We start from the raw sequence: 21,060 nt of genomic DNA on the forward strand, positions 1-21,060 counted from the left end.
GCCACAGAAACGCCGGGCGCCGTCAGCCTGTGGGGGTCCGACGGCGCCCGGTCCCGTGTCCTGCCTCTTGCCCCTCCTTGCGCCCTCCTCGAACGCCGTACCTCAGTAGCGCAGGACGGCCGCGATCCTGTCCTGCCCGGCGAGCGCGTCGTCGGGCAGGAACACCACCTCGGCGCCCCCGTCGAGGGCCGACTCGACCAGTTCGTCGACGATGTCGTCCTGGACGCGCACGCCGGGACCCTGCCCGCCGGGGTCCTCCACCGGCACCAGGTGCCCTTCGCTGATCCGGACGGACTGGCGGTAGTGGTCCTCCACCGCGATCACCTCGGCGCGCTTCTCCCGTACCGACTCCCAGACCTCGTCGAGGCCCGCCGCGAAGGTCCTGCGTCCCTTGGCCGCGTCGAGCTTGTCGAACAGCTCGCGCTGCTCCCGCCGGTCGTGCGCCTGCCGCACGGGCTCGATCTCCTGCCGCAGGAGCGACGCGGGCCCGTCCGCCAGGCCGCCCTTGACGAGCCGGCCGACCGCGCAATGCGCGGCGCCGCCCGCGTCCTCCAGCAGGGCGAGGACGGGCGCGAGGCCGACGACGTACAGCGGCCGGGGGTGGCGGGCCAGCACCGACCCCATGGCCCGGTCGGCCGACCGCAGGAACTGCCGGGTCTCCTCGTCGCGGAAGGCGCCCGGGTCGCCGACGCGCTCCTCGCGTTCGGGGTCCCAGGTGTCCTCGGACGGGGTCATCGGGAATCCGTCGTCGCGGTGCTCGTGGAGCGTGTCGCCGGATCCGTCCCAGAGCGTCGCGCGGTCGGCCGCGACGCTCAGCGCCCAGTACGGGCGTGACTGGGCGGTGGCGGCCACCAGGTTCCGGGTGAGGTAGGTGTCGCCGAGGACGACCTGCTCGGGGACCTCGCGGGGCAGGTACCAGATCCGGTAGTCCAGGGTGTCGGCGAGGATCAGCAGTCCGTCGAGCGTCTGCCGCAGGTCCACCTCGGCGACGGCCCGGCCGATCCGGCTCTTGACGGCGGTCCTGGCCGCGCGGTCGAGACCCGGCTCGGTCTCCAGCCTGCGCCACGCCTCGGCGAGGAGGTTGCGCAGCCGTACCGTGTCCTGGTCGTGGTAGGGGTCGTGGCGGTGCGTGGGCATCGTCAGGGACACCGCGGGATAGGGGCGTGGGGTGCGCAGTTCCCGCAGGACGTCGGGCGTCAGAGCGTTGTTGTCCATGCTGTCCCTTCGCTCGATGAAGGTCCGGCAGCGGGCGGACGGCCGGCCGGTGCGCAGGCCCCCATACGTCCATCCATTTTGCGCGCGGGGGCGGCGTTTCGCAGGTCGGCGGGTGCCGCTCCGGCCCGCCTGTCCCCGGCCACGCGCGGCGGCCGGGGACAGGGGGGAGCGGGTGGAGCGGGGCGTCAGGCGTGGAAGACGTACGTCCTGCCCGCCGTCGCCCGGAACCTGCGCTCGCCGCCCGGCAGCAGGGTGCTGCGTACGGTCAGCTCGCCCGTACGGCTCGCGCGCAGCGTGACCCGGGTGGCCCGGCCGCCGGCCCAGACGACGTCGAGCGTGGCGCCGCCGCGGGCCCGCAGGCCGGTGACGCTGCCGTCCGGCCAGGACGCGGGGAGGGCGGGCAGGATCTCGATCGGCCCGTGCTGGCTCTGTACGAGCATCTCGGCGATCCCGGAGGTGGCACCGAAATTGCCGTCGATCTGGAACGGCGGATGGGTGTCCCAGAGGTTGGGCAGGGTGGAGCTCTTGAGCTGCTCGGAGAGCATCTTGTGGGCGTGGTTCCCGTCCCGCAGGCGCGCCCAGAAGTTGATCTTCCACGCCTTGGACCAGCCGGTCCCGCCGTCGCCGCGCGCGGTCAGGGAGACCTTGGCGGCCTCGGCCCACTCGCTGCCCGCCTGGATCTGCCGGCCGGGGTGGAGCGCGAAGAGGTGCGAGACGTGGCGGTGGTCGTTGGTGGGGCTGTCCAGGTCGGTCTTCCACTCCTGGAGCTGCCCCCAGGAGCCGACGCGCAGGCCGGGGTCGAGGTCGGCGAGCGTGTCCTGGAGCCGGGTGCGGAAGGCGGGGGCGTCGCCGAGGGTCCTGGCGGCCTCCAGGGTGTTGGTGAGCAGGTCGTGGACGATCTGCTGGGACATGGCGGCGCCCGCCGTGAAGTCGCCCTGTTCCGGCGAGTAGCTGGGGGTGACGACCAGCGTGCCGTCCCGGGGGTCGGTACGGAGGTTGGCGAGCCAGAACTCCGCCGCCTCCTTCATCACCGGGTAGGCGGTGGTGCGCAGGTACTCGGTGGAGCCGTTGAAGCGGTAGTGGTCGTACAGCTGCTGGGTGAGCCAGGCGGCGGCCTCCGGGAACCAGAAGGACGTGGCCCAGTTGTGGACGCCGGTGAAGCCGTACGGATTGGTCTCGTTCTGCACGACCCAGCCGCCCGACCCGAAGATCTCCTGGGCGCTGCGGCGGCCGGGGGCGCGCATGGACTCGACGTAGCGGTCGTACGGGGCGGTGGTCTCGGCGAGGTTGGTGACCTCGGCGAGCCAGTAGTTCATCTGGAGGTTGATGTTGACGTGGTAGTCCGCCGACCAGGGCGGGTTGGTCACGTTGTTCCACACGCCCTGGAGGTTCGCGGGCAGCGAGCCGGCGCGGGAGGAGGCGATCAGCAGATAGCGCCCGTACTGGAAGAAGAGCGCTTCGAGCGCCCTGTCGGCGGGGGTCGTCCCGCCGGTGTAGCCGGCCAGCAGCCGGTCGGTGGGCAGGTCGGGGAGCGCCTGGCCGATGTCGAGCGAGACCCGGTCGAACAGCGCGCGGTGGTCGGCGACATGGCGGGCGCGCAGATCGGTGTACGAGCGGCGGGCGGCCGCGTCCACGGAGCCGGTGACGGCGGCGTGCGGGTCGCTGCCCCGGTAGCGCGGGTAGGTGTCGGCGTAGTCGGTGCCGGCGGCGAGGACGAACCACGCCCTGGTGGCGCCGGTGACGGTGAGGGTGCCGTCCGTCCCGGCCCGGACGCTGCCGCCCTCGGTCCGTACCCGTATCTGCGCTTCAAAGCGCAGCCCGTTGTCCTGGAGCGCGCCCTTCACGGTCAGGCGGTCGCCGCTCGCGGTGGCGGTGAAGTCCTGGCGCGGCGAGGTGTAGCGGAGGGTGAAGGCGACCTTGCCCGGCTGGTCCGCGGTGAACCGTCCCGCGATGACCTTGCCGGGGTAGGAGGCGAAGAACTCCCGGGTGTACGCGACGCCTTGGTGCGTGTACGAGACGGCGGCGAGGGCGGTGGAGAGGTCGAGGGAGCGCCGGTACGAGGCGTCGGGGGCGGCCGGCGCGCCGGGCACCGCGAATTCCAGGTCGCCGAAGACCTGGTAGGAGCCGAAGCCGTGCTTGGGCTGGCCCAGTTCGGCGACGACGGCTTCGGGGGTGAGTCTGCCCTCGGTGTCCAGACGCTGCTGGACGGAGGCGAGGACGCCCGGCCTGGGCTCGGTCCAGTTTCCGTGGTCGTAGCCGCCGGCGGCGCCGGGGCCGCCGGTCCACAGCGTCTTCTCGTTGAACGTGAGCCGCTCGGTGGCGAGTGTCCCGAACACACTCGCGCCGAGGGCTCCGCTGCCGATGGGCAGGGATTCCCGCTCCCAGTCGGCGGCGGGGGTCTGGTACCAGAGCGTCAAATCATCGGAGGGGTCGGCGGCGGCTGCGGTTCCGGCCATTGCCGGAACTCCCAGTGCGATAGCGCCTGTTGCTCCCAGTGCGGACTTGATGGTGGTTCTGCGGCTCATCCCTGGAGTCATGGCCAGCACGGTAAAAGTCCGATGACTGATTTGGCAATAGACATGACAAATCAGCTCCGCGTGCGGGGCGGAGCTGATAACGGCGGGCGTGGGAAGGGGTGGCGCGGAGGAGGGCGCCCGAGGGCGGAGGGCGGCGCTCAGCCCTGCTGGAACAGCTCTGCGGGGAGCGGCTTGAGCAGCGCGTAGAGGTCGTCGGTGATCGGCCGGTCCCAGCTGGCGATCGTCACGAGGACGTTGTCGCTCCGGTCGAACTGGACGCAGGAGATGCGGCTTTCGGACAGCTTGAGGCGGCGCACGATCATGAGGTTGTCGCCCTGCATGACCGGCATGTCTTCGACACCGACGACCTCGACGGGCTCCTCGTTCTCCAGCGCCAGCAGCAGCTGGGCCACCTCGAACGGGATCTGGCCGTCCAGCAGCTCCCGGGCCGGGGAGCCCTCGGGGAGGTTGCCGATGATCATCGCGGGGCCGCGGCCACCGAACAGGTCGTAGCGCAGGAAGACACCCTGGCAGCTGCCGTCGGGGGCGGGCAGCAGACCGGCCCCGAGGTTTCCGGGCCAGTCACCCGGATCCATGGCCAGGACATCGAAATCCGGGCCCGCGGGTGTGGCGGCGCTGCGGCGGCGGAGGAAGGACATCCCACCATGGTACGGGTTCACGACACCCCGGTGGAGCCAGGCGGGAACACGGGCGGAGCCCTGGAGAGCGTTCTCCGGGAGGACTCGGGAAGGCGCGTTCCGGCCGCACCGAACCGGTGGGGCGGGTGATGCGGACGGGATGGGTGGTGCGGACCGCGGGCGCGGGGCGCCGCGCCCGCTCCCGGGGTCTCCTCCTCCGTACCGCACCCGGTCAGGTGAGGTCGAACTCCCCCTCGCGTGCGTTGATCACGAAGGCCCGCCATTCCGCGGGGCTGAAAATGAGCGAAGGGCTTTCCGGCTTGCCGCTGTTGCGCATCGCGATGAAGCCCTCGACGAAGGCGATCTGGACATCACCCCTGCCCTGGCTGCCCGACCGCCAGTCCGCGTTGCTCAGGTCCAGCTCCGGCTTGTTCCAGCCCGTGAGCGGCTGATGGGTGGTGGTGCTCTCGGCCACGTCCTGCTCCTCCCGCTGCGTCGTCCCGGGCCAGACTATCGACCACCGCCGGTCCCGGACAGGCCACGAAGGAACGGCGCGGGGACCGCGGCCCCGGACCGCACGGACCCCGTCAGATGCCGAACTCCCGCAGCGCCGCCAGGAATTCGGCCGGGCGCGTGCGGTGGACCAGGTGTCCCGCGTCGATCGTGACCAGCCGGGCCCCCGGCACCCGCTCCGCCAGCCATGTGAACTTCTCCTGCGCGACCGGGCTGTCAGGTCCGCCCGCGATCACCAGCGTCGGCACGGTGATCCGGCCGAGCCCGTCCCGCCACGCCGGGTCCGGGGTGTTCAGCTCCGCGTCCACGGCGGGCACGAGCGGCCAGTCGTAGTCGAGTTCGCCCTCCTCCCGCACGGCCGGCGGGCGCGGCGGGTCCAGGGGCAGGAGCGGCGGGCTCTCCTCCAGGACGAGCCGGCCGAACAGCTCCGGCGCCTCCTGCGCCAGCAGGGACGCCGCGAAGCCGCCCATCGAGTGCGCGACGACGTCCACCCCGGTCAGCCCGAGCGCGGCGAGGAAGCCGCGCAGTTCGTCGCGGTAGCGCGCCAGCCCGTACCCGCCCGGCCAGTCGCTCAGACCGTGCCCGCCGAGGTCGGGGGCGATCACCCAGCGGTCGCGCGCGAGCTCCTCCGCGATCTCCGTCCAGTCCCGGCTGGTGCCGCACCTGCCGTGCAGGAGCACCACCGGGGGCGCGTCCGGCTCGCCCCACGTGCGGTAGGCGAGCCGTACCCCGGCCACGTCGACACTGTGCACCTCCGGGTCCAGGAAGGCCGCCACCGTACGGACGAACGCGCCCGGTTCGTCCACCCAGGGGAAGTGCGCCGCGCCCCGGACCACCGCCATCCGGGCGTCCGGGAACAGTTCCGCCAGCTCACGCGCCCGCTCCGGGCGCGGACCGCCGTCCAGCTCCCCTGCCAGCACCAGCACCGGTACGTCCAGCGTGCGCAGCGCGGCCCGCGTCGCGGCCGGGTCGAAGGCGCCCTCCGCGGCGTACCGGGCGGCGGCCTCCTGGTTGATCTGCCCGTCCGAGGTAGCGGAGAAGGCCCGCGCCGCGTCGTCCCAGCGTCCGTAGTTGAAGGGCGTGACCGCCGCCCACGCCCAGGGCGACTCCCGGCCGGCCGCGATCTCCTCGAAGGCCGCGCGGCCCGCCTCGTACCACGGCTCGGCGGCACGCAGCGCCATCGCCTCCCGCTGGTCCTCCCCCGTCGGCTCGATCCCGGCCGCCGGGACGACGGGCGCCACCAGCGTCAGCGAGCGCACCCGCTCCGGGTGGCGCACCGCGTAGAGCGCGGCCAGGCTCCCGGACGCCGAGTGGGCAAGCAGGTCCATCCGCTCCAGGCCCAGGTGGACGCGGAGGGCCTCGACGTCGTCGACCTGCCGGTCGCAGCGGTACGTCGCGTGGTCCGCCGGGACCGCGGAGCCGCCGGTGCCCCGCAGGTCGAGCAGGACCAGCCGCCGGTACGCGGCGAGCCCTCCCAGGTCGCCGAGGTATTCCGAGGCCCGCATGGGACCGCCGGGCAGGCACACCAGCGGCTCGCCCTCCCCCACCAGGTGGTAGGCGAGTTCCGTCCCGTCGTACGCGCTGAAGGTGGGCATGGTCCGATCCTCCCCGTCCCCGGCCGATCGTGCCAATGGCGTTCCGCGCCGGGTGAACACACCCCTTGACGGCCGGGAGCCGTCCTGGATTACTGGCCCAGGGACCGGTCGACCGAATGATCGGTCGTCCACCGGATGATCGGTCGTCCGGATTCCGACCGGGGAGAACAACGCCATGACACCTCTGCTGGACGCGGCGGAACAGCTCGGCCGCGAGGAGCTGGCCGTACTCCAGCTGGCGCGCCTGCGGGCCACCCTGCGGCACGCGTACGACCGGGTCCCCTTCTACCGGCGGGCCTTCGACAAGGCGGGCCTGCGGCCGGATGACTGTCACTCGCTCGCCGACCTGGCGCGCTTCCCCTTCACCGCCAAGGCCGATCTGCGGGACAACTACCCCTTCGGGATGTTCGCCGTCGAGCGGTCCGAGGTACGGCGGATCCACGCCTCCAGCGGCACCACGGGACGGCCCACCGTCGTCGGGTACACCGAGAAGGACCTGGACACGTGGGCGGACCTGGTCGCCCGCGCGATCCGGGCGGCCGGCGGGCGCCCCGGGCACCGGGTCCATGTGGCGTACGGGTACGGGCTGTTCACCGGCGGCCTCGGCGCGCACTACGGCGCCGAGCGGCTCGGTTGTACGGTCATTCCCGCGTCCGGCGGCATGACCGCCCGCCAGGTCCGGCTGATCCAGGACTTCGAGCCCGAGATCATCATGGTGACCCCGTCGTACATGCTGACGCTGCTCGACGAGTTCGAGCGCCAGGGTGTCGATCCCCGGACGACCTCCCTGCGGGTGGGCGTCTTCGGCGCGGAGCCGTGGACGGAGGAGATGCGGCGGGAGATCGAGGAACGGTTCGCGATCGACGCGGTCGACATCTATGGCCTGTCCGAGGTGATGGGTCCCGGCGTGTCCTTCGAATGCGTGGAGACCAAGGACGGGCTGCACATCTCGGAGGACCACTTCTACCCGGAGGTCGTGGACCCGTTCACCGGCGAGGTGCTGCCGGACGGCGAGGAGGGCGAGCTGGTCTTCACGTCGCTGACGAAGGAGGCGATGCCGGTCGTCCGCTACCGCACGCGGGATCTCACCCGGCTGCTGCCCGGGACGGCGCGGACGTTCCGCCGGATGGAGAAGGTGACCGGCCGGACCGACGACATGGTGATCCTGCGCGGGGTGAACCTCTTCCCCACCCAGATCGAGGAGATCGTGCTCCGTACGCCGGGGGTCGCCCCGCACTTCCAGCTGCGGCTGACCCGCGAGGGGCGGATGGACGCGCTGACGGTACGGGCCGAGGCGCGCGCCCAGGCCGGTCCCGAAGTCCGGGAGGACGCGGCGCGGGCGATCGCGGCGGCCGTGAAGGACGGCGTCGGGGTGTCGGTGACGGTGGAGATCGTGGATCCGGAGACGCTGGAGCGTTCGGTGGGGAAGATCAAGCGGATCGTGGATCTGCGGGACTGAGGGGGATGCCGGGCTCGTGTGCCGGGCCCGTCCCCGGCGCGTGTGCCGGCCCCGTCCCCGGGCTCACGGGCTGATCGCCAGGAACACGAACGCGGCGAAGATCCCCAGGTGGACCCCGCCCTGGAGCAGCGTGGCCCGGCCGGGCGCCACGGTCAGCGCGCCGACCACGACGGTCAGGGCGAGCAGGACCATGTGGACGGCGTTGAGCCCGAGCACCAGCGGCCCGTCCAGCCAGATCGTCGCGAACGCGATCGCGGGGACGGTCAGCCCGATGCTCGCCATCGCGGATCCGAGCGCCAGGTTGAGGCTGGTCTGGACGCGCTCGTGGCGTGCGGCCCGTACGGCGGCGATGGTCTCCGGCAGCAGCACCAGCAGGGCGATCACGACCCCGACGACGGCGTGCGGGAGCCCGGCCGACTCCACCCCGGACTCGACGGTGGGCGAGACGGCCTTCGCGTCCCCGACGACGGCGATCAGCGCCACGAGGAGCAGCACCAGGCTCACGCTGGTCTCACGGCGGGTGGGCAGCGGGGCGTGCGTGTCCTCCTCCTTGAGCTCACCCTCCTGGGTGACGGGCAGGAAGTAGTCGCGGTGGCGCACGGTCTGTACGGCGACGAACAGCCCATACAGGAGCAGGGAGGCGACCGCCGCGAAGGCCAGCTGCTCGGTGGAGAACTGGGGGCCCGGGCGGCTGGTGGTGAAGGTCGGGAAGACCAGGGTGAGCGTCGCCAGGGTCGCGACGGTGGCGAGCGCGGCGCCGGTGCCCTGCGCGTTGAACACGGCGGTCCTGCTGCGCAGCGCCCCGACGAGCAGGCAGAGGCCGAGGATGCCGTTGCAGGTGATCATGACGGCGGCGAAGACGGTGTCCCGGGCGAGGGTGGCGGTCTTGGGGCCTCCGTCGATCATCAGGGTGACGATCAGCGCGACCTCGATGATCGTCACCGCGACGGCGAGGACGAGCGAGCCGAACGGCTCACCGACGCGGTGGGCGACCACCTCGGCGTGGTGGACGGCGGCGAGCACGGCGCCGGCCAGGCAGAGGGCGATCAGCCCGACCGCGTACGGCGGGACGTGGCGCCCCCAGCTGAACACCAGGGCGACCACCGCGATCAGCGGCACCACCACGGTCCACCGGGACGTCAGTGCCCGGATGCCGGTGCCCGTCCTCATGCGCGTCACGCTGCCAGAGGCGGCGGGGGGCCGCGCGGCGGGCTGCGCCGTACGCCACGCGGGGGTTTCATTGCCTCACCGCTGTTGTCCCTCTCGGGGAGGGTGAAGGAGGCTGCCGCATGGCGGAGGACGCTGGGGGCGCCTGGGGCGCCGTCCCGTCCCGGCTGCGGCGGCGGACCACCCTGCGGCACGGTTCGCCGGAGCGGGCCGGGCTGCTCGCGGCGCCGCTGGAGCGGCTGGTCGCGGACGCGACCGCGTTCCTCGGCCCCTCCCCCGTCCACCCCTGGTACGCGGGCGCCGTCGTCCTCGCCGGGCGCGGCGGGACGGTGGCGCTGCACCGGGCCCTCGGGGCGGCGGTGCGCTACCGGGCGTACGACGAGAGGACCGGCACCGGGGTGGAGTTCCCGGCGGATCAGCGGATCGCGACGGCCCGGGACACGGTCTACGACCTCGCGTCCGTGTCGAAGCTGTTCACCGCGATCCTGGCGGTCCGGCGGGTCGAGAGCGGGGAACTGGACCTGGGCGCGCGGGTCGCCGCGTATCTGCCGGAGTTCGGGGCCGGGGGCAAGACGGACATCACGGTGGGTCAGCTGCTCACGCACACCTCCGGCCTGCGGGCGTGGGTCCCGCTGTACGGGGCGCCGACGCGGGAGGGCAGGCTCCGGATCCTGTGGGACGAGTCCCCGGCCCGTCCGCCGGGCAGCGCCTACCTGTACTCCGACCTCAACCTGATCACCCTCCAGCTGATCCTGGAGAAGATCACCGCTCGCACGCTGGACGTCCTGCTCCGCGACGAGATCACCGCTCCGCTCGGGATGCACCGCACGCGCTACAACCCGCCCGCCTCGTGGAAGCCGGAGATCGCCGCCACGGAGGACTCCCGTCCGCCGTGGTCGGGGCTCGACCGGGGGCTGGTCCGGGGCGAGGTGCACGACGAGAACGCGTACAGCCTCGGCGGGGTCGCGGGCCACGCCGGGGTGTTCTCGCGCGCCTGGGACCTGGCGGTCCTCGCCCGTACGCTCCTCAACGGCGGCGCGTACGGCCGGGCGCGGATCCTGCGGCCCGAGTCGGTGCGGTTGATGTTCACGGACTTCAACACGGCGTTCCCCGGGCACGCCCACGGTCTGGGGTTCGAGCTCCACCAGCACTGGTACATGGGCGCCATGGCCACCCCGGGCTCGGCGGGGCACACCGGCTTCACCGGTACGAGCCTGGTCCTCGACCCGACGACCGACACGTTCCTCGTCCTCCTCAGCAACGCCGTGCATCCGGTGCGCGGGTGGCGTTCCGGGAGCGCGCCGAGGGTCGCGGCGGCGAACCTGCTGGCGCGGGCGGTCCCGGTCAGGTCCGCGGGGGGCGGCACGGCGTGGTTCCGCGATCCGGCGGAGGCCGGGGCCCCGGCCACGCTCACCCTGCCGCCGCTGCGGCTCGCCGGCGGACCGGCCGTGCTGGAGGCCGACCTGTGGTGGGACGCCGAGCCCGGCGCGGACGTGGCGTTCCTGGAGGCGTCCGCGGACGGCGGAGCGGGTTGGCGGCCGGTGCCCTTCACGACCGTACGGACCGGTGTCCGGGACTCCCGGGAGCCCCGGGCGCACCCGGGGGGCGCGGTCGGGGGCTGGTCGGGCCGCGTGTGGCACCGGGTGACGGCCGATCTGACGGCCTGGCGCGGTGGTGAGGTCCGGCTGCGCTGGCGGTACGACACCGGCCGGCCGCACTCCGGGAGGGGTGTGTACGTGGACGGGCTGCGGGTCGGGGACGGCGGGCGGGTGGTCTTCGACGAGGCGCGGGAGGGGGACGCGGCGGGGATCGAGGCGGTGGGGTGGGTGGCGTCGGAGGACTGAGGACCGCGCCCGGCCCACTCGTACGACCGCCCCGCCCCCACCCACCGCGCGCCGACCCCGACCCCCCGGGCGCCGGGCCCCTACCTGCCCAGCGCCGCCATCGCGGCGTTGTGGCCGGGGACGCCGCTGACTCCGCCGCCCCGGACTGCGCCCGCCCCGCACAGCAGCACGTTCGCGTGCGCGGTCTCCACGCCCCAGCGGCCGCCGCCGGCCTCCGCGTAGGGGAAGGAGAGGTCCCGGTGGAAGATGTGGCCGCCGGGGAGCCGCAGTTCGCGTTCCAGGTCGAGCGGGGTCTTCGCCTCGATACAGGGACGCCCGTCCTCGTCCACGGCGAGGCAGTCGGCGATCGGCTCCGCGAGGTGCGCGTCGAGCTGGGCGAGGGTGGCGGCGAGCAGCTCCGCGCCTACGGCGTCGTTGTCGTCCGCGAACAGCCGCGCGGGGGTGTGCAGTCCGAACAGGGTCAGGGTCTGGAACCCGGCCGCCGCGAGGCCCGGGCCGAGGATGGACGGGTCGGTCAGCGAGTGGCAGTAGATCTCGGACGGCGGCGCGGCGGGCGTCCGGCCTGAGGCGGCCTCCTGGTACGCCGTCGCCAACTGCCCGTATCCCTCGGCGATGTGGAAGGTCCCGGCGAACGCCTCGCGCGGGTCCACGGACGCGTCGCGGAGGCGCGGCAGCCTGCGCAGCAGCATGTTGACCTTGAGCTGGGCGCCTTCGGCGGGCGGGGGCGGTTCCTCGCCGAGGAGCGCGGCGAGGGCCTGCGGCGAGGCGTTCACGAGGACCTGGGCGGCCGCGACCGTACCGTCGCCGTCGTCCGTACGGTACGCGACCTCGGCGCGCGTCCCGTCGGTGTCGATCCGGGTCGCCTCGTGGCCCGTGAGGATCTCGGCGCCGGCGGTCCGCGCGGCGGCGGCCAGCGCGTCGGTGAGGGCGCCCATCCCGCCGACGGGCACGTCCCAGTCGCCGGTGCCGCCGCCGATCACGTGGTAGAGGAAGCAGCGGTTCTGGACGAGGGAGGGGTCGTGGGCGTCGGCGAAGGTCCCGATCAGCGCGTCGGTCAGCACCACGCCCCGGACGAGGTCGTCGGAGAACCGCTCCTCGATCGCGACGCCCACGGGCTCCTCGAACAGCGCGCGCCAGGCCGTCTTGTCGTCGATCCGCGCGCGCAGCTCCTCGCGGGAGGGCAGCGGCTCGGTGAGCGTCGGGAAGACGCGCCGGGCGAGCCGCGCCGTCATGCCGTAGAACTCCTGCCAGGCGGCGTACTCGGCGTCGCCGCCGGTGAGCGCGGCGAGGGACACGCGGGTGCGCCCCTCGCCCACCAGCAGACCGCTGTCGCCCTTCGGGGTGTACGAGGAAACAGTGCGTTTGCGGACGGCGAAGCGCAGCCCCAGCTCCCGGACGATCTTGTCCGGCAGCAGGGAGACCAGGTAGGAGTAGCGGGAGAGGCGGGCGTCCACCCCGGCGAAGGGGCGCGTGGAGACGGCGGCGCCGCCGGTGTTCCCCAGGCGTTCCAGCACGAGGACGGAGCGGCCGGCGCGGGCGAGGTAGGCGGCGGCGACCAGTCCGTTGTGGCCACCGCCCACGATGACGACGTCGTACGACGCGAGTGCGGGCATGGCTCTTGGTAACACGCGGACGACCGCGGGGCCAGGGCCCCGGCCGACCTCCCGGCCGGGCCGTACCGCCACTCCCCCGGTGACACACAATACGCTCATTACTTTAATGAATTCTTGTGCAGCGCGACTCATCGCCTTATCGGTCCCGGCCACGAATTTCCGTCGCGGTGGGGGTGAGAATCCGGCCCGAACACCCCCATTACAGGCGGATCAAAATGGATAATTGCGGACCAACCTCACATTTTTTCGGGGGCAGTGGACACGTACCGAAAAGCAGTGGGCATGACTGGCACATAACAGCCCTCGTGAATTTAGGCCGGATCCGAGGCGCGTGTCCGGGATTGCGCAATTGAGGGAATGGCAATCAATAAGGAGAAACCAGGGTCGCATTCTCCGGACCCGCCGTTCGGAAAGAGTGAGGCACGTGGTGGATTCAGTCTTTGTCGTGCCCGGCACGGTCGCGGCCCCCCGCGGGGGCGTCCTGGGCGATCTGCACGACCGCTATGCGACAGTGCGCGAAACGCTGTCCCGTATCGACAAGGCGGCCCGGGAAGCGGGACTGCCCGACATCAGCACCCGGTTGATCAAGGACAACGGGACGAGCGACCGGCGCGGGCCCGAGGTGCAATACCTGGAGATCTTCGCCGTCAGTATCGCGACGCACGACATGCTGATCGCCGAGGGCATCCGGCCCGTCGCGATCGTCGGGCAGAGCATCGGTGAACTGTGGGCCCTGGCCGCCGCGGGACACCTGTCCGTGGAGGACGCCGTGCGCCTGGCCGTGGCCCGGTCGCAGGTGCTGACCCGGCAGGGCTGGCAGGGAAAGATGCTCGCGGTCGGCGTGGACGGCCGCAGGGCGGAGTCGCTCGCCGGCCTGGCCGGCCACCCCGACCTCGTCCTCGCCTGCGAGAACGCCCCCCGTCAGAGCGTCATCAGCGGCCCGGAAGCGCTGATCGAGCACGTGGAGCGGGTCGCCGACGCGCTCGGCTGGCCGAGCTTCCGCCTGGACGTCCCGCACCCGACCCACACGCCCGCCATGGCGCAGGCCGCGCGGGACCTGCGGGCGACCGCTCCGCGGGTTCCGTACGGTGCCGGGCGCCGGCGGGTGTGCTCCCCGTGGCTGGGGCGGGACGTCGGCGACGACGACCCGGTCGACCTGGTGGCCGGGGCGCTCACCGCCCGGGTCCGGATGCTGCACACGATCCGTGACCTGCACGCGGCGGGCGCCGACGTCTTCGTGGAGTGCGGGGAGTGGCCCGTCGTCACCAAGTTCGTCGAGGCGTCGATCCCGGGCGTGCGGTGTGTCGTACCGCTGAGCGAGAGTGATCCGATCGCAGCCGTCCGGGCGCTGGCCGCCGAGCCCGACGGGGGCGGGGGCCCGTTCCGCGCGCGCCTGCCGGTGCCGTCGGGCGGGGAACCCGCCGCCGCCGAGCGGGTGGGCGTGCTCACGGCCGCCGGACCGGCTCCGTCGCTCCCCGGCGCAGCGCTGTCGTACCAGGCCGTCGTACCGACGCCCAGGGCGCCGGTGTCCTCCCCGGCCCCCGTCGAGCCCGTCCCCGTACCATCCGCGCCCACTTCCGCTCCCGCTCCCGCGTCCGCCGGACTGGAGTACTCCACGGTGCTGGCGGAGTTGCGGATGCTGTACGGCGATTTCCTCGGCTATCCGCCGGATCTGCTCGGGGAGGACGACGGCCTGGAGTCGGAGCTGGGGGTGGAGTCGCTCAAGCAGGTCGCCCTGCTCGGGCGGGTGTCCGACCGGTACGACCTGCCCGGTCTGCGGGCGAACTCCTCGCTGCTGACCCTGGGCACGCTGCGCCGCATCGCGGAGGCCGTCGTGCGGGCCCGGAGAGAGGCGGCCGGGCTGTGACCTCCGCCCCGACCTCCAGCCCGCTGTCTCCCCCGGCCTCCCCTCCGGCCGCCACCCTGGCCCCCACCGCGACCTCCGCCGCGCCCTCCACCGACAGCCTGCGGGGCCGGGTCGCCCTCGTCACCGGCGCCGCGAAGAGCCTGGGCGCGGACATCGTCCGCCGCCTGGCGGGGAGCGGCGCCCACGTGATCGTCAACTACTTCCACTCGGTGGAGCAGGCGGAGTCGCTGCGTACGGAACTGGAAGAAGCCGGTCACAGCTGCGAGTTCATCCGTGCCTCGGTGGCCAAGACGAGCGAGATCGACCGGATGTTCGATCTGATCCAGGAGCGGCACGGCGGCCTGGACTTCCTGATCAACAACGCGGCGGGCGGGGCGTTCCTGCCCCTGTTCGACGTCGACGACACCTACTGGCAACGGGCGTGGTCCACCAATGTGATGGGGGCCTACCACTGTTCGCGCCGCGCGGCCGAGCTGATGGCGGGCAGGAGGGGCGCGAGCATCCTCTGCCTGTCCAGCGTCGGGGCGCGCCAGCCGGTTCAGGGGTACGGCCCCGGCGGGGTCACCAAGGCGGCCCTGGAGTCGCTGGTCCGCTACCTGGCGCTCGAACTGGTCGGCGAGGGCATCCGGGTCAACACCGTACTGCTGGGCTCCGTCGTGAGCGAGATCCTCGTCAATCTGGACGGCCCCGCGGCGGTGCCGGGCGGCCCGGCCGAGAACAGCGAGCTGATGAGCCGTACGCTCTCGACGCCCGAGGCGGCCAGGCTGATCGTCCACCTGCTCCACGAGGACACCGCTTTCATCACCGGGCAGACCGTCGTCGCCGACGGGGGCATCAGCATCGGCGGGATGCAGGGCCTGCGGCTGCACAGCAGGCTGGCGGACCGGGTGACCGTGCCCGCCCGGCGCCGGCCGGTCCCGGCCGCCTCGGTGACCGCACCGCCCGTGGTGACCGCACCGCCCGTGGTGAGTACTCCGCCCGCGGTGGATCTGCCCGCGCCCGAACGACCGGTGGCCGCCTATGCGGCGCCCGGCCCGGCGCCGACGTCGGCAGCCGCGTCCGCGCCCACTCCTGCACCGGCAGCGGCACCCGCAACCATCACGTCCCCGGAGCCGGAACCGGACCGGGCGCCGGAGCACGATCCCGGAGCCGTCGCGGTGGTCGGGCTCGGACTGGCCCTGCCCGGCGCGAACAACACGGCGGAGTTCTGGGACCGGTTGCGGGAGGGCGCCCTGATCTCCAGCGAACCGTCCGCCTTCGACCTCAAGCACTTCTGGGCACCCACCCGCGAGGACACCGACGCCTTCTACGTCCGCGAGGCCGGGTACCTCCACGACTTCGTCCCCGACCCCGCCTCGCTCACCGAACCGGACGGGAACGCCGGCCACCCCGGGTGGCCGCGCACCACGCGCTGGCTGCGGCACTGCGCCGTCCAGGCCCTGGCCGGGGTACGGACGCGCCCGGCGGACCGCTGGCTCGCCGCGACCACCGGCATCCACGACCAGACGGGGCTCGGCCCCCAGGGGGTCGTGCTCGGGGACGAGTACCGGCGCATGGTGCGCGAGGCGATCCCCGCCGGCGGGGACGGCGAGTGGCTGGCCGAGCTGGCCGACCACGCCATCGGCGCGCACTACGGGGGCGACGGCGGCAACCCGCGGGACTACCTGCCCGCGTCCGTCTCCCGCAACGCGCTGCGCGGCCTGATCCCCGCCGAGGCGCAGCACCTGACCCTCGACGCAGCTTGCGCCAGCGGGCTGTTCGCCCTGGACGCGGCGGTCAAGGCCCTGCGCGAGGGCTCCTGCGACGTGGCGCTCGTCGGGGGTACATCGATCATCGAGCCGATCGGGTTCACCCTCTTCTGCCGGGCCCAGGGCATCTCCATGAGCGGCCGGATCCGCCCCTTCGACCGGGCGGCCGACGGGACCATCATCGGCGAGGGCGCCGTCACGCTCGCCCTGAAGTCGTACGCGCGCGCCGTGGCGGACGGCGACCGGATCCTCGGTGTCGTACGGGGCACCGGGCTCGCCGCCGACGGCCGGGGCAAGGGCATCCACGCCCCGGCCACCCGGGGGCAGGAACTGGCGATCTCCCGGGCCTGGGCCGACGCGGGCGTCGAGGCCGACGACGTGGACTGGGTCGTGGCCCACGGCACCGGTACGCCGGTGGGCGACGAGATCGAACTGCGCTCGCTGCTCTCCCGGTTGGGGCCCCGGCGGCGGGCGTGCCTGCTGACGTCGAACAAGCAGGTCTTCGGGCACACCGGTGTGCTGGCGGGCCTGGTCTCGGTCGCGCACGCGCTCGTCGCTCTCGATCGCGGGGCGGTCCCCGGCCAGCCCGTGGTCACCGATCCGCATCCCCTGCTGGAGGACGGCGCGCGGTTGACCGTACCCGTCGAGGACGCGCCCTGGCCGGCGGACGACGCGCGGCCCCGGGTGGTCGGGGTGTCGTCGTTCGGCCTCGGAGGGGCCGACGCGCACGTGGTCCTGTCCGACCGGGTGCCGGCGGCGGCCCCCGCGCGGAGACAGGGCGGTGACGCGGCCGCCGGCACGGAGGACCTGGTCGTCGTGGGGTGGAACACCCACCTGCCCGGTCTGGACCGCGCCCGGGTGCCCGCCTGGCTGCGGGGTGACGGCCCATTCCCGGAGGCCGGCTTCGGTACGCCGTACCCCTTGCCGTCCCCGCGTGAGGTGCGCATCCCGCCGCTGACGATGCGGCACATGGACGCCGCCCACCTGATGGTGCTCCAGGCCCTCCGCCCGCTGCTGGACGATCTCGGCGAGGCGGGCACCGGCCTGCGGCCCACCACGGCGGTGATGGTGGGAGCGACACTGCCGACCACGCACAACACGCGGGCCGCGCTGCGGGTGCACGCCGCCGAGTGCGCCTCCGCGTTCGACCTCCTGCCCGACCCCGCGCAGGCGGAGAAGCTGCGCGAATACCTCGCGAAGGGGATGGCCGCGTCCGAGGGGGTGATCCCCGGCGGCCTGAACGAGGACGACTTCACCGGGGCGGTCTCCTGCATCCTGTCGGGCCGGGCCGCCAACTACTACGACTTCCGGGGCATGGGGACCAGCCTCTACGCCCAGCGGGACTCCGCGCACACGGCGGTCGACCTGGCGCTGCGTCAGCTCCGGCACCGGGCCTGCGACCTCGCGCTCGTCGGGGCGGTGTGCCTGCGGCCGATCAGCGGCTGGGACCGGCACCTCGCCGGGCTGGTGCCGGAGGGCCGGACCATCGCGGAGGGCGCCGCCGTCCTGGCGGTCACGCGGCTCTCCACCGCGCTGGAGCACCACCTGCCCGTGCTCGGGACGCTCTCGACCGCGCTCGACGGCGCGGGCGCGGGCGCGGGTTCCGGTTCCGGGTCCGCGGGCGCGCCCGCGCACTCCCTTCCCGTGCTGGCGGGCGCGGGACACACGTACCTGTCGCTGGACGCCCTGCTGACGGTCGTCCGGGCCGTCGTCACCGGAACGGACACCGTCGTGACGCCGGCCGCCCCCGGCTCGCCACCGATCCGGTTCACCCGGCCGACCGGCCCGCCTCACCGCGGCCAGGACCGGGAGGAGGCGGAGCCGTTACGCAACGGGTCCGGAGACCTGGCTGCCGACCGAACGGAACCGGGCGACCTCACTCCTGACCGGCCCGCACCCGAACAGAGCGACCCCGACCGGACCGTGGCGGAACGCGGTGACCCCACCCCGACCGCGCCCAAACACAGCGCCTCCGACCGCACGGTGGCCCAACGCCCCGGCCTCGACGGGACCGTGGCGGAAGGCCGCGCCCCCGCCCGCACAGTGGCCCAACGCCCCGACCCCGCCCGGACCGTGCCGGAACGCGTTGAACCCGACCCGACCGCGCCCGAACGCGGCGCACCTGACCTGACCAGGGCACAACGCGGCTCACCCAACCGGACCCTGGCGGAGGGCTGCGCACCCGACCGGACGGCGGCCCAACGCCCCGACCCCGCCCGGACCGTGGCGGAACGCGTTGAACCCGACCCGACCGCGCCCGAACGCGGCGCACCTGACCTGACCAGGGCACAACGCGGCTCACCCGACCGGACCGGGGCCGGACACAGCGCGCCCGGGCCCTCCGGGGCGTTCGCCGGCCGTCGGCAGACCTTTCGTCTCGTCTCCGTGCCAGCGCCCCCGCCCCGGGGAGGCCCGGCCGCGCCGTCGCTGTCGCCGGGCACCGTCGTGCTCACCGACGTGCCGGATCTCGCCGCGGCGGTCACCGGCCGGGACGTCGCCGTCTGGTCACCCCGGCCGGGGTGCACGGCCGCCACCCACGTCCCGGCCGAGGAGGCCCCCCGCGCCCTGGCCGGCCTGCCGTTCGTCCCCCGCCACATCCGGCTCCTGTCCCGGCTGCCCGCCCCCGGCAGCGGGAGCGACGACGCCGACGCCCTCCGGATGGAAGAGCTCCAGGACCTCACGTTCACCACACTCCAGGCGGCGCTGCCCGCACTGCGCTCCGGCGGCTCGCTCGGCGGGGTCCTGCTCGGGGAGCTGCCGGACGACCTGCCACCCCCGCTGAGCGGACTGTTCTCCGGCCTCGTCCGCTCCGTACGCGCCGAGGTCCCGCAGTGCGGCGGGGTGCTCCTGCTCACCGACGCGCCGGACGCGGCGACCGCCCTCGAACAGCTGGCGCGGGCGGGCGCCGCCGAGGCGCCGGCCCACACGCTGGCGTGTCGCGGCGGTGCCTGGTCCACGCTCGCCGTCGCCGACGACGACACGGCGCCGCCCCCGGAGGGGGACGCCCCGCTGCCGCCCGGCGCGGTCGTGGTCGCCTTCGGCGGCGCCCGGGGGATCACCCCCGAACTCCTCCAGGCGCTCGCGCGCACCACCGACCGGCCCCACCTGTACGTCGTGGGCCGCACCCCGCCGGCGGAGAGCGGCGACGCGCTGCCGCCCCAGGCCGCGTTCATCGCCGCCGAACGCCGCGAACGCCCCGGCGCGTCGGTGGGTGAGCTGCGGGCCACGTACGAGAAGGCCCAGGCGCGCCTGGACGTGCGCCGTACGGTGGAACGGCTGACGGAGCTGTGCGGCCCGGACCGGGTCCACCACCGGGTGTGCGACGTCCTCGACGCCGTGGGCACCGCCGCCGTCGTCCACGAGGTCCTCGACCGGCACGGACGGATCGACCTGCTCGTCAACACCGTCCTCGATCTGCGTTCGCGGGCGCTGCACGCCAAGACCCTGGCCGACTTCCGGGCGGTCCGGGCCACCAAGGCGGCCGGCTACCGCAACCTCAAACGGGCCCTGGCCGGGCGGCCGCCCCGGATCTGGTGCAACTTCAGCACCCTGGCGACCCTCGCTCCCGCGCCCGGTGACCCCGACTACTGCGCCGTCAACGAGTACCTGGCGTACGCGAGCGCCTGGGCCCAGCGCCACGGCCCGGACGGCCACCAGGAGTTCGCGATCCTCTGGAGCGGCTGGCGGGAGGTCGGCGTCGCCAGCAGCGCCACCATGCGGGAGACTCTCGAACGCAACCGGATGGACGCGTACATCAGCACCGCGCAGGGCCGCGCGCAGTTCCTCTCCGCCCTGGCCCGGCCGCCGGCCGGCGGGGTGGTGTTCTTCATCCGCGAGGAGGAACGGGTCCTGCTGGCCCGGCGCGGGATCAGCACGTACGGTTCCACCGCCGAGCCCCCCGTACCGGCCCCGGACGCGCCGCCGCCCGCCCCGCCGGATCCGGCGCTGACCACACCGCTGCTCGACGGTGTCCTGCACCGGGGCGACACCTGGGCCGTCTACACCAAGACCTGGGACCCGCGCACCCTGGCCGAGCGGGACGGCCGGTGGATGCGCCACCACCGGGTCAACGGGGAGTACACCCTGCCGGGCACGTTCGTCCTGGAGGCCGCGGCCGCCGCGGCCGCGCCCCTCTGCCCCGGCCTCGTGGTCACCGGGTTCCGCGGCCTCGTCTGCCGCACGTCGGTCACGGTCAGGCTCGCCGGGCCGCCGCGCACCGTCGCGGTGGAGGCCCGGGTCACGAGCCGGGGCCGGGACCGCGCCGAGGTGGCCGTCAGGATGACCGCCCACCGCCTGGGCAGGAACGGCAAGGTACTGCGCTTCGACGACCTGCTGTGCGAGACGACGGTCGTGCTGGCGGACCGCTTCCGTACGCTCCCCCGGCCCCCCGACTCCTCGTCCTACGAACCCGAACCGGATTTCGCGATGCCGGTCTACTCCCCCGACCCGCCGATCTCGCTCACCGGCCCGTTCGCCGGCACCCGCGACTACGCCCTCGGGCCGGACGGGAGCAGCGCCGGGTTCGCACTCGACCACGCCGCCTGGGCCCCGGCCCTGGCGGGGATGACCGTACCGGCGCTCCTGCTGGACGCGATGGCGCAGCTGTTGCTGCTGCCGCCGCGCGGTGAGCGCCCGCCCCCGTTCGGCCCGATGGCCGGTCTCGACGAGGTCGATCTCGGCGGGCCGGGCGACGACTGCCGGCTCAGCGCGGAGAACCCGGTGATCCGCCTGCACCACGACTTCGCCACCGGGGCCCTGACCGCCGTGACCGGCGACGGCCGGGTGCTGGCCCGGATCACCGGGGTCGGCGCGCACGCGCCGGACCACAGCGGGGAGGTGCTCAGGCCCGGCGCCCGCGTTCCCCGGTCGCCCCTTCTGTGACAAG

Annotated in this window: 11 protein-coding genes; 4 read left to right on the forward strand and 7 right to left on the reverse strand. The window is 73.8% G+C overall.

The annotated features are described in order from the left end of the window. Window positions 1–102: 102 nt before the first annotated feature. The 5 genes from ACIODU_RS17255 to ACIODU_RS17275 form a co-directional block, all read right to left on the reverse strand. Window positions 103–1,215, reverse strand: coding sequence for a chemotaxis protein (locus ACIODU_RS17255; protein ID WP_356426998.1), 1,113 nt, complete (start codon window positions 1,213–1,215; stop codon window positions 103–105). A 185-nt stretch (window positions 1,216–1,400) separates the two neighbouring features. After that, window positions 1,401–3,671: a glycosyl hydrolase family 95 catalytic domain-containing protein gene (locus ACIODU_RS17260; RefSeq protein ID WP_401768312.1), complete on the reverse strand. Its 2,271-nt coding sequence runs from the start codon at window positions 3,669–3,671 to the stop codon at window positions 1,401–1,403. A 218-nt stretch (window positions 3,672–3,889) separates the two neighbouring features. Next, entirely contained in the window at window positions 3,890–4,390 is a 501-nt protein-coding gene (locus ACIODU_RS17265; protein ID WP_161307049.1) for a hypothetical protein, read from the reverse strand. 211 nt (window positions 4,391–4,601) lie between these two features. Further along, window positions 4,602–4,844: a DUF397 domain-containing protein gene (locus tag ACIODU_RS17270; protein ID WP_161307048.1), complete on the reverse strand. Its 243-nt coding sequence runs from the start codon at window positions 4,842–4,844 to the stop codon at window positions 4,602–4,604. Window positions 4,845–4,956: 112 nt separating this feature from the next. Further along, the gene (locus ACIODU_RS17275; RefSeq protein ID WP_401768314.1) at window positions 4,957–6,477 is read right to left on the reverse strand and encodes an alpha/beta fold hydrolase; all 1,521 of its coding nucleotides are present in this window, start codon (window positions 6,475–6,477) and stop codon (window positions 4,957–4,959) included. Between the two features lie 175 nt (window positions 6,478–6,652). On the opposite strand from ACIODU_RS17275, the gene paaK reads away from it, so the two are divergent. After that, a complete protein-coding gene (gene paaK / locus ACIODU_RS17280) occupies window positions 6,653–7,936 on the forward strand; it encodes a phenylacetate--CoA ligase PaaK (protein WP_401768316.1) in 1,284 nt (427 codons plus the stop codon). Between the two features lie 63 nt (window positions 7,937–7,999). Here the strand turns inward: paaK and ACIODU_RS17285 are convergent, their stop codons facing one another. After that, entirely contained in the window at window positions 8,000–9,106 is a 1,107-nt protein-coding gene (locus ACIODU_RS17285; RefSeq protein WP_401768318.1) for a calcium:proton antiporter, read from the reverse strand. A gap of 119 nt (window positions 9,107–9,225) precedes the next feature. Between ACIODU_RS17285 and ACIODU_RS17290 the strand changes: the two genes are divergently transcribed. Further along, window positions 9,226–10,947 carry a serine hydrolase gene (locus ACIODU_RS17290; RefSeq protein ID WP_401768320.1) on the forward strand — a complete coding sequence of 574 codons (1,722 nt, stop codon included), beginning with the start codon at window positions 9,226–9,228 and terminating at the stop codon, window positions 10,945–10,947. An 80-nt stretch (window positions 10,948–11,027) separates the two neighbouring features. On the opposite strand, the gene ACIODU_RS17295 is transcribed toward ACIODU_RS17290, so the two are convergent. Next, a complete protein-coding gene (locus tag ACIODU_RS17295; protein ID WP_401768322.1) occupies window positions 11,028–12,560 on the reverse strand; it encodes a phytoene desaturase family protein in 1,533 nt (510 codons plus the stop codon). Window positions 12,561–12,984: 424 nt separating this feature from the next. Between ACIODU_RS17295 and ACIODU_RS17300 the strand changes: the two genes are divergently transcribed. Next, entirely contained in the window at window positions 12,985–14,427 is a 1,443-nt protein-coding gene (locus ACIODU_RS17300; protein WP_401768324.1) for an acyltransferase domain-containing protein, read from the forward strand. Then, window positions 14,424–21,056, forward strand: a complete 6,633-nt coding sequence (locus ACIODU_RS17305) for an SDR family oxidoreductase (protein WP_401768326.1) — start codon at window positions 14,424–14,426, stop codon at window positions 21,054–21,056. Before ACIODU_RS17300 ends, ACIODU_RS17305 begins: the two co-directional genes overlap by 4 nt. The last annotated feature ends 4 nt before the right edge of the window (window positions 21,057–21,060 follow it).

It is taken from the genome of Streptomyces sp. NPDC088261 (assembly GCF_044740805.1).
Classification (GTDB): domain Bacteria; phylum Actinomycetota; class Actinomycetes; order Streptomycetales; family Streptomycetaceae; genus Streptomyces.